The 8,794-nt window shown below is 68.2% G+C and carries 5 protein-coding genes and 1 pseudogene; 5 read left to right on the forward strand and 1 reads right to left on the reverse strand.

Going from position 1 to position 8,794, the window contains the following annotated elements:
• Nucleotides 1-131 precede the first annotated feature (131 nt).
• Both LOS8367_RS15125 and LOS8367_RS15130 read left to right on the forward strand, forming a co-directional pair.
• Nucleotides 132-3,035: an FAD-binding and (Fe-S)-binding domain-containing protein gene (locus tag LOS8367_RS15125; RefSeq protein ID WP_085897372.1), complete on the forward strand. Its 2,904-nt coding sequence runs from the start codon at nucleotides 132-134 to the stop codon at nucleotides 3,033-3,035.
• 10 nt (nucleotides 3,036-3,045) lie between these two features.
• Nucleotides 3,046-3,741 carry a GntR family transcriptional regulator gene (locus tag LOS8367_RS15130; RefSeq protein WP_085897373.1) on the forward strand — a complete coding sequence of 232 codons (696 nt, stop codon included), beginning with the start codon at nucleotides 3,046-3,048 and terminating at the stop codon, nucleotides 3,739-3,741.
• Nucleotides 3,742-3,819: 78 nt separating this feature from the next.
• Here LOS8367_RS15130 and nagB read toward each other — a convergent pair whose 3' ends face one another.
• Nucleotides 3,820-4,599 (reverse strand): glucosamine-6-phosphate deaminase, encoded by a 780-nt coding sequence (nagB, locus tag LOS8367_RS15135; protein ID WP_085897374.1) that lies wholly within the window; start codon nucleotides 4,597-4,599, stop codon nucleotides 3,820-3,822.
• 741 nt (nucleotides 4,600-5,340) lie between these two features.
• Here nagB and LOS8367_RS15140 point away from each other — a divergent pair.
• The 3 genes and pseudogenes from LOS8367_RS15140 to LOS8367_RS19100 all read left to right on the forward strand — a co-directional run.
• On the forward strand, nucleotides 5,341-6,240 hold the full coding sequence (locus LOS8367_RS15140; RefSeq protein WP_085897375.1) for an ROK family protein: 900 nt from the start codon (nucleotides 5,341-5,343) through the stop codon (nucleotides 6,238-6,240).
• A gap of 142 nt (nucleotides 6,241-6,382) precedes the next feature.
• Complete coding sequence (locus tag LOS8367_RS15145) at nucleotides 6,383-7,474, forward strand: N-acetylglucosamine-6-phosphate deacetylase (protein ID WP_085897376.1); 1,092 nt, start codon at nucleotides 6,383-6,385, stop codon at nucleotides 7,472-7,474.
• 467 nt (nucleotides 7,475-7,941) lie between these two features.
• Nucleotides 7,942-8,794, forward strand: a pseudogene (locus tag LOS8367_RS19100) (hypothetical protein); the annotation flags it as partial.

An 8,794-nucleotide genomic window follows, 5' to 3' on the forward strand; every position in this document is an offset into this window, starting at 1 on the left:
TGATAGGTGGCCCGGTGCGCTTGGCGGCCCCGGATTTCGGGACCGGGCCTCTCGGTTGACTTGAATTGAATTCTGAATTCATAATTCGAGTCAAGAACGAATATGATTGGAATGGCCGGGGGATCGACAGGATGCTGCGCGAGGGCTTGAGACGCCGGCTGACGGAGGAGTTCGAGGGCGAGGTGCTGTTCGACGCCTTCTCCCGCGGCCGCTACGCGACCGATGCATCGCATTACCAGATCATCCCGGCGGGGGTGGCGGTGCCCAAGGGCGCGGCCGACGTGGCGCGCGCGCTGGAGGCCGCCCGCGAGGCCGAGATCCCGGTCACCATGCGCGGTGGCGGCACCTCGCAATGCGGCCAGACCATCAATACCGGGCTGATCCTCGACTGCTCTCGGCATCTCAACCGGATCCTCGATCTCGACGTGGCGGGGCGGCGGGCGCGGGTCCAGCCGGGCATCGTCCTCGACGAACTGAACCGCCAACTCAAGCCGCACGGGCTGTGGTTTCCCGTCGACGTCTCGACCGCATCGCGTGCCACCATCGGCGGCATGGTCGGCAACAACTCCTGCGGGGCCCGGTCGCTGCGCTACGGCACCACGCGGGACAACGTGATCTCGATCCAGGGCCTTCTGGCGGACGGTACCGAGTTCGATTTTGGCCCCGGTTCCGGCAACCGCGTGCCGGAGGAACTGATGCAGCGGCTCCTGGGTCTGGGCGAGCGCGAGGCGATCGAGATCACCAGACGGTTTCCGCAGGTGCAGCGCCGGGTCGGCGGCTACAACATCGACGCGCTGATCCCGAACGGCCATCCGGTCAATCTCGCGCATCTGCTGGTCGGCTCAGAGGGCACGCTCGCGGTTTCCACCGCGATCGAGATCAGGCTGTCGCCCCTGCCCGCCCAGCAGAAGGTGCAGGGCGTCTGCCACTTCCCGACCTTCCGCGCGGCGATGGAGGCGGCGCAGCATCTGGTGAAGCTCGATCCCGCGCAGGTCGAGCTGGTCGACCGCACGATGCTGTCGCTCGCGCGCGACATCGCGGTCTTCGTGCCGACGCTCGACGCCTTCGTGAAGGGCGATCCGGCGGCACTCCTGTTCGTCGAGTTCGACGATCCCGACACCAACGTCGAGAAGATCCGCGAACTGCACGATACCATGTCGGATCTGGGCTACGGCTTTGGCCGCGGCGGCGAACATGAAGGCGGCGTGGTCGAGGTCTGGGACGCGAAGCTGATGGCCGATATCGGCGAGCTCCGGAAATCCGGCCTCAACATCATGATGTCGATGAAGGAGGCCGGAAAGCCCGTCTCCTTCGTCGAGGACGCGGCGGTCCCGCTCGAACATCTCGCCGATTACACCGACCGGCTGAGCGAGGTGTTTCGCAAGCACGGGACCGAAGGCACATGGTATGCCCATGCCTCGGAGGGCTGCCTCCATGTCCGCCCGGTCCTGAACCTGCGCCTCGAGAAGGACGTGAAGGCGATGCGCGCCATCGCCGAGGAAGCCTTCGACATGGTGCGCGATTACAAGGGCTCGCATTCGGGCGAACATGGCGACGGCATCGTCCGCTCGGAATTCCACGAGAAGATGTTCGGCCGTCGAATGGTGCGCGCCTTCGAGGAGGTGAAGGACGCCTTCGACCCGGAGCGCCGCCTGAACCCGAACAAGATCGTCGAGCCGCCGCGCATGGATGACCGCTCGCTGCTGCGCTACCCCGAAGGCTACCGCTTCGACGATCTCGACACCGGTTTCGACTGGTCGGCCTGGTCCGGCGCCTCGGGCGGGCTGCAGGGCGCGATCGAGATGTGCAACAACAACGGCGCCTGCCGCAAGCTCTCGGGCGGCGTCATGTGCCCGAGCTACCGGGTGACGCGCAACGAACGGGACGTGACCCGCGGCCGCGCCAACACCTTGCGCCTCGCGCTGTCGGGCAAGCTCGGCCGCGACGCGCTTTTTCGCGACGAGATGGCCGAGACCCTGAAGCTCTGCGTCGGCTGCAAGGCCTGCCAGCGCGAATGTCCCACCGGCGTCGACATGGCGAAGATGAAGACCGAGGTGCTGTATCAGCGCGGCCAGCGCTTGGGCTTCTCGCTCAAGGACCGGCTGATCGCCGAGATGCCGCGCTATGCCCATCTCGCCGCGCTGGCAGGCCCGCTCTTCGCGCTGCGAGACAAGGTCCCGGCCGTGGCGCGGCTCGTCGAGCGGGTCACCGGCATCTCGGCCCGGCGCTCCCTTCCCCGCTTTCGCCGCGACGCCTTCCGCGAGGCCGAGATCGACGCCGCGCAGAAGGGCGATGCCGGAGAGGTCGTGCTCTTCGCCGATACCTTCAACCGGTGGATGGAGCCCGAGATTCCGCGCGCCGCGCTAAGGGTGCTGGGCCGCGCCGGTTACAAGGTGCATTCGGCGGTGCCCGAGGGGGAACGGCCGCTTTGCTGCGGGCGCACCTACCTCGCCGCCGGGATGCTCGACCGCGCCCGCGAGGAGGCGCGGCGCACGCTCGAGGCGCTGTTGCCGCATGTCGAGGCGGGCCGCCCGGTGATCGGGCTCGAACCCTCCTGCCTGTTGACGCTGCGCGACGAATTCAAGGCGCTGCTGCCGGGTGCCGAGGCCGAGAAGCTCGCCGGCAGTGCGCTGCTCTTCGAGGAGTTCGTGGCACGCGAGACCGGGGCCGGCCGGATGCGCCTGCCCTTCGCGGCGACCCAAGCGACGGCGCATGTGCATGGTCACTGCCACCAGAAGGCCGCAGGCACGATGGACGACATGACCCGCGCGCTGGCCGCGATTCCCGGTCTCGAGGCCGATGTGATACAATCGTCCTGCTGCGGCATGGCCGGGGCCTTCGGCTATGGCGCCGACACCATCGACGTGTCTTTCGCCATGGGCGAGGCCGATCTGCTGCCGGCCGTGCGCCGCGCCGCGCCGGAGGCGCTGATCATTGCAAACGGCACCTCCTGCAGGCATCAGATCGCCGACGGGACCAGGCGGCGGGCGCTGCACATCGCGGAGGTCTTCGACCGGATGTCGGCGGGTGAATGAGGAGAACGGCATGAATGTGGACCGGCCGGTTCCGGAACAGGCGGGGCTTCTGGCCCGGCCCGCGCTTGCAGTGCAGGTGGCCGACGCGCTGCGCAGCCTGATCCTCGAAGGCGAGCTGAAGGGCGGCGAGAAGATCCGCGAGATCGAGCTGACCGAGCGCTTCGGCGTGTCGCGCACGCCGCTGCGCGAGGCGATGAAGATCCTCGCCGCCGAGGGGCTGATCGATCTGATCCCGAACCGCGGCGCCACCGTGGCGCGGCGCTCCGACGCGGAGCTCGCCGATGCCTTTCCCGTCCTTGCCGCGCTCGAGGGGATCGCCGGGACGCAGGCCGCCGAGCGCGCCACCGACGCCGAGATCGCCGAGATCGGGCGGCTCACCGCCCGGCTGCGCGCCGCGGTGGAGGCCGGTGACCGGCCCGGCTATTTCGAGATCAACCAGCAGATCCACGCGGCGATCCTCGCGGCGAGCCGCAACGAGGTGCTGGCCCGCACCCATGCCACCGTGGCCGGGCAGATCCACCGCGCCCGCTACCAGGCCAACCTGACGCGAAGCCGCTGGGAAAAGGCCATGGCCGAGCACGAGCGGATCGCCGAGGCCCTCGCCGCGCGCGACGCGGCGACGCTGGGGCCGCTGCTGCGCGACCACATGATGGCCAAGCTCACCGCGATACTGGGCGCCCGCCGCGACAAGACCGCCATCGACTGATCCGCTCCAGCCTTTGATTGCGGCGCCATGCGGGCCATGCGCCGCACGTTGCCTCCGACCCCGGCCGATCCCGCATGATCAGGCCTTCGCGTCGCGGGCCGACTGGATCTGCTCGGCGCGAAGGTAGTGGTCCCTGAGCGCGAGGTCGGCGGCCGCTTCGGCGTCGATGACGACCCGGACGCGCGGATGCATCTGCAGGATCGAGGCCGGACACATGGCCGTGACGGGGCCCTCGACCATCGCGCGGACCGCCGAGGCCTTGCGGGCACCGGTGGCGAGCACGACGATGCTTCGGGCCTCGCAGATCGTGGCGATGCCCATGGTCACGGCGGTTTCCGGCACGGCCTCGCCCGGGCCGAAGAACCGCCGGTTCGCCTCGACCGTGTCGTGGCTCAGCAGCTTCTCGCGGGTTCGCGAGCCGAGCGAACTGCCCGGCTCGTTGAAGCCGATATGACCGTTCTCGCCCAGCCCCAGGAGCTGCAGATCGACCGGACCGCGCCTCGCGATCTCGGCCTCGTAGGCGCGCGCCGCCGCGGCGGGGACGCCGCGACCGGAAGGCACGAAACAGGAGGCTTCGGCGATATCGACATGGGCGAACAAGCGCTCGCGCATGTAGTGGCTGTAGCTTTGCGGATGCTCCGGGCCCAGCCCGACATATTCGTCGAGGTTGAAGATGGTGACCTCGGCAAAGCTCAGGCCGGCACGATGACGAGCGATGAGGCCCTCGTAGACCGGCTCCATCGTGCCGCCCGTGGCAAGGCCGAGAACGCTGCGCGGGTTCTCCCGCAACTGACCCGCGATCAACTCGGTCACGTGGCGCGCCGCATCAGCGGGGGTCGGAAGGATGACGACCCGCATGGCCCTAGACCGGTGCCGGGAATGCGCGCGCGCCGGGATGGCGGCGCGGAGCAGGTTTTGCCAAACCCGGGCCGCTTTGCCCCCGGCCGGCTCGAGCGACGGATAGTCCGCCCACCCTAGGGCCACGGAGGATGAGGGCGTTGGAGCGGAAGATCGAAATCTCTGGGAAGCCGCGATCATGGGCCACCGCGCCGCGGCCGTCGCCGAAGCCCGGGATCAGCGAAGCCTTTGCAAACGCTCCGGCCAATCGGTCAGCTTCAGGCAAGGCGAGCCCATCTGTCGCCACGCGCCGCTCCCTGCTGGAGCCTGCTATACCATTGTCCGATAGGGGTTGAGGATGCATCCGAAACCGACCGAGATGTTGTCCCATGGCAGGCTGTTACGAAGCCACATACGATGCAAGGTGATTTGTCCGCCCGTGTTTAATATGACATCGCAGTGTTTCGAGAGATTGGAACGCCGGGTCATCGCCCGAACCAAGACGGATGCGCGAATGAGACGAGTCGATAGCCGTTTCGGCCTTGAGCTGACGGGTGCGGAATCACGCTTCGCCCGCTTGCCAAGGCGTGTGAAAAGGCCACTCGGGATGTTGCCGTCGAATGAGATCGCCGCTTGGGCCAAGGGGCCGGTTGCCGCGTCGCTCCCGAACCGGCCGGAACGTTCCTCTGTCGGCAATGACTTGTCGGGCATCTCGTTCGGGGCAGACCGCGTCTCACCGAGCCCGCGCGATGGACGGTCGATATGACCGCGTTGCTCTGCGGCGGGATCGATCTCGGTGGGACCAAGATCGAGGCCCGCCTGTTCGAGGGGCCCGAGGCCAGCACCACCGAGCTGCGCCGCATCCCGACGCCGCGCCAGAGCTATGCCGCCATGCTCGAAGCGCTGGAGGAGCAGATCCGCTGGCTTGCCGAGAAGGCCGAGCGCGCCGACCTGCCGATCGGCATCGCCGTGCCGGGGATCATCGACCCGGAGAGCGGCCGCATCTTCGCCGCCAACATCCCCGCCACCGGCCATTCGGTGCGCGACGACCTGCAGGAACGCCTCGGCCGGACGTTTCCGGTGGTCAACGACTGCATGGCCTTCGCCCTGTCGGAGGCGCGCGGCGGCGCCGGCGAAGGGCACGGCACCGTGATGGGGCTGATCCTCGGCACCGGCGTGGGCGGCGGCATCTGTGTCGATGGCGCGCCGAGCCGTCGTCATGGCGGCCTCGCGGTCGAGCTGGGCCATATCGGTCTTCCGGCCAGCGCGGCCGCGCGCCACGGCCTGGCGCTCAGGCGCTGCGGCTGCGGCCGGATGGGCTGCCTGGAAACCGCCGTCTCCGGCACCGGGCTCGCCAATATCGCCGAGGACATGCTAGGCACCCGCATGAGCGGCGAGGAGCTGGTCCGCCAAGGCGAAAGCGGGGTCCTCGACGTCTGGGCCGACATCGCCGGGGAATGCCTGCTGACGATCCAGCTCATGCTCGCGCCGGACTGCATCATCCTGGGCGGCGGCCTGTCCAACCTGCCCGACGTGGTGCCGCGACTGGAGCGGAGCCTGCGGAGCCACGCGCTTGACAACATGAAACCTACAAGGCTCCTGCGGGCCCGACACGGCGACAGCTCGGGAACCCGCGGAGCCGCATTGCTGGCGAGAAGATGAGCCGACGGAACAAGAGCACCATCCGTGCCGACCGGACCGGGCGGGGCCCCGCCCAGCCAACCGCGTCACGGCCCCGTGCCGGGGCGATCATCAAGGCGCATGGGCAGAAGCGCCCCGTGCCCGGCTTCGACTGGACGCCACGATGCTGATCTCCGTGAAAGCTCTGTGGCAGGACGGACGCCTGCTCCACGACATGGCGCTAGACGTCCGGGCGGGCCGGATCGACGCCATCCGTCCCTTGGGCGATGACACGGCGGATATCGAGGTGGCGTTGGCCTCGCCCCTGCTATGCGATCTGCAGGTCAATGGCAGCGGCGGCGTCATGGTCAACGGCACCCCGACCCCCGACGCGCTCCGGACCATCGCGGCGGCGCAACAGCGCTGCGGCACCGGCGCCATCCTGCCCACCGTCATCACCGACACGGCGGAAGTCATGGAGGCGGCCGGGGAAGCCGCGCTGGCCGTGTTCGGCGAGGACGGCATCGTCGGGCTGCATATCGAAGGGCCGCATATCGCTCCGGCGCGACGCGGCACCCACAAGGAGGACTACATCCGCCCGCTCGACGCGCGCAGCGTGGCCTTGGTCGAACGGCTTCGCGCGGCCGGAATGCCGGTGATGATCACCCTCGCCCCGGAGCTTGCGCCGCCCGACCTCTTCGCCCGGCTCGTCGATTGCGGCGCGGTGGTCTCGGCCGGTCACACCATGGCGACCGCCCAAGAGACCCGCGACGCGCTGGCGCGGGGTCTGTCGTGTTTCACGCATCTCTTCAACGCGATGCCACCGATGACCTCGCGCGCACCGGGAGTGCTGGGGGCTGCCCTGAACTCGGGAGCCCATGCCGGGATCATCGTCGACGGCATTCATGTCAGCTGGGACATGCTGCGCATCGCGCTGCGGGCCCGCCCGAGGCCCGGGCTGACCTTCGCCGTCTCGGACGCGATGGCGACGGTGGGCGGTCCGGATCATTTCGAGATCTACGGCCAGAGAATCGCCGTGCACGACGGCATGCTCGTCAACGCCGAAGGCGCCCTCGCCGGGGCGCATATCGACCTGCGCCAAAGCCTGGCCAACCTCGTGACCGAGGTTGGCCTGCCGCTCGCCGAGGCGCTGCCGATGGTCTGCGACATCCCGCGCCGGCTGATGGGCCTGAGGCCCGCCCGTCTCGACGAAGGCAGCGCCATCGCCGATGCGCTGCTGCTGGACGAGGCCTTCGCGCGGATAGAACTGGCATGAAGCCCGGACACGAGACGATCGGTGCCACGATCAATCTGAGCGAGAAGCGGTCGAGCCCCACCTGATCGACACCCGCCGAAAGATCGAGGTGCAGAATCGAACCGTACTGACCATGCGTCGCGGCAATTCTTCGAGTGGACCGTTCTCTAAGGTTTACAGCTCGGCTGCTCCGCCTCTAACCGATGTCATCCCCCCGCCCGATCACCATGGCAGAATGCTGCTCAACACCGAAACCGGGGGACGCCAAGCTTGCTCGAAAACCGGGCTGGCGCTATCGTTGAGCAATTCGACGACCGCGTTGCCCACTGGTTTACCGGCTGCAGGCTGTGCCGCATGTCTCGAAGCTAGCGCGTCCGAAGGCAATCTGGTCCTCCAAGCGGTACTGGGGTTGCCTTATGTGTTACCCGGATGGCGCAAGCTCAGTGGGCGTTCAGGGAAAGCCCCTCGGCTCCCAGGTGACGGCCGCCTTGGCATGGGGCCTCCGCTTCCTGATCCTGCTGTGCCTCCTCGTGCTGGGACCCGGCCTGCGCGCGCAGGAATCGGGGGGCATCGCCGGAGAATTCTCGGATTTCGATCACGGCGCGACCGGGTTTCCATTGGAGGGCGTTCATGGGGAGGTGACATGCGAAAGCTGTCATCTGGACGGCGCCCTGACTGGTACACCGGAAACCTGCGTTGGCTGCCACGATTATGGCATCGCGGCGGGCAAGCCGGAAACCCACCCCCCCTCCTCGGACAATTGCGGCCAGTGCCACACGGCCCAGAACTGGAAACCTTTCGCGTTCGACCACGCCTTCGTGGAAGGCGCTTGCGTCGAATGCCACGACGGCGGGACGGCGTCCGGCAAACCGGCGGACCATATCGCGAGCACCGACACCTGCGATGCGTGTCACGTCACCAGCGACTGGACCGATGTCCGCGTCGACCACGCGGCCGTGAGCGGCACCTGCGTCAGCTGCCACAACGGCGTAACGGCGACCGGAAAGTCCGAAAACCATCTTCCGACTACGGATAGCTGCGACGACTGCCACGTCGTCACCGACTGGACCGATGTCCGCTTCGACCACGCCTCGGTCAGCGGCGCCTGCGCCAGCTGCCACAACGGCAGCACCGCCACCGGCAAGCCCGGCAACCACATCCCCAGCTCCAACAGCTGCGACGACTGCCACGTCGTCACCGACTGGACCGATGTCCGCTTCGACCACGCCTCGGTCAGCGGCGCCTGCGCCAGCTGCCACAACGGCAGCACCGCCACCGGCAAGCCCGGCAACCACATCCCCAGCTCCAACAGCTGCGACGACTGCCACGTCGTCACCGACT

The organism is Limimaricola soesokkakensis, assembly GCF_900172345.1.
Classification (GTDB): Bacteria; Pseudomonadota; Alphaproteobacteria; order Rhodobacterales; family Rhodobacteraceae; genus Limimaricola; species Limimaricola soesokkakensis.